Source organism: Cobetia sp. 3AK, assembly GCF_029846335.1.
Taxonomy (GTDB): Bacteria; Pseudomonadota; Gammaproteobacteria; order Pseudomonadales; family Halomonadaceae; genus Cobetia; species Cobetia marina.
Genome location: NZ_JARWKR010000023.1, coordinates 1 through 1,389, shown reverse-complemented (window position 1 = coordinate 1,389; position 1,389 = coordinate 1). Strand labels below are relative to the sequence as shown.

At 53.7% G+C, this 1,389-nt stretch carries 1 rRNA gene; it reads left to right on the top strand.

The window, feature by feature from the left end:
- Nucleotides 1-1,369: ribosomal RNA gene (locus tag QD228_RS16975) — 23S ribosomal RNA — on the top strand; the annotation flags it as partial.
- Between the last annotated feature and the right edge of the window lie 20 nt (nt 1,370-1,389).

The window sequence follows — 1,389 nt, the reverse complement described above, 5'->3', positions numbered from 1 at the left end:
ACGGTCAGGAAGTCATCGATGCCACGCTTCCAGGAAAAGCCTCTAAGCTTCAGATCACATGCGACCGTACCCCAAACCGACACAGGTGGTCAGGTAGAGAATACCAAGGCGCTTGAGAGAACTCGGGTGAAGGAACTAGGCAAAATGGCACCGTAACTTCGGGAGAAGGTGCACCGGTTCGAGTGAAGGACTTGCTCCGTAAGCTCTTACCGGTCGAAGATACCAGGTGGCTGCAACTGTTTATTAAAAACACAGCACTCTGCAAACGCGCAAGCGGACGTATAGGGTGTGACGCCTGCCCGGTGCCGGAAGGTTAATTGATGGGGTTAGGATTCGTCCGAAGCTCTTGATCGAAGCCCCGGTAAACGGCGGCCGTAACTATAACGGTCCTAAGGTAGCGAAATTCCTTGTCGGGTAAGTTCCGACCTGCACGAATGGCGTAATGATGGCCACGCTGTCTCCACCCGAGACTCAGTGAAATTGAAATCGCAGTGAAGATGCTGTGTACCCGCGGCTAGACGGAAAGACCCCGTGAACCTTTACTATAGCTTTACACTGGATGCTGATGTTGTCTGTGTAGGATAGCTGGGAGGCTTTGAAACCACGTCGCCAGATGCGGTGGAGCCAACCTTGAAATACCAGCCTGACATCATTGGCGTTCTAACTCAGGTCCGTTATCCGGATCGAGGACAGTGTATGGTGGGTAGTTTGACTGGGGCGGTCTCCTCCTAAAGAGTAACGGAGGAGCACGAAGGTACCCTCAGCACGGTTGGAAATCGTGCATTGAGTGCAAGAGCATAAGGGTGCTTGACTGCGAGACAGACACGTCGAGCAGGTACGAAAGTAGGTTCTAGTGATCCGGTGGTTCTGTATGGAAGGGCCATCGCTCAACGGATAAAAGGTACTCCGGGGATAACAGGCTGATACCGCCCAAGAGTTCACATCGACGGCGGTGTTTGGCACCTCGATGTCGGCTCATCACATCCTGGGGCTGAAGTCGGTCCCAAGGGTATGGCTGTTCGCCATTTAAAGTGGTACGCGAGCTGGGTTTAGAACGTCGTGAGACAGTTCGGTCCCTATCTGCCGTGGGCGTCGGAAGTTTGAGAAGAGCTGCTCCTAGTACGAGAGGACCGGAGTGGACGAACCTCTGGTGTTCGGGTTGTCATGCCAATGGCATTGCCCGGTAGCTACGTTCGGACGGGATAACCGCTGAAAGCATCTAAGCGGGAAGCCCCCTTCAAGATGAGACTTCCCTGAGGCCTTGCGCCTCCTGAAGGGCCCTTGAAGACTACAAGGTTGATAGGCTGGGTGTGGAAGCACAGCAATGTGTTGAGCTAACCAGTACTAATTGCCCGTGAGGCTTGACCATATAACACCCAAGGGGTTTGC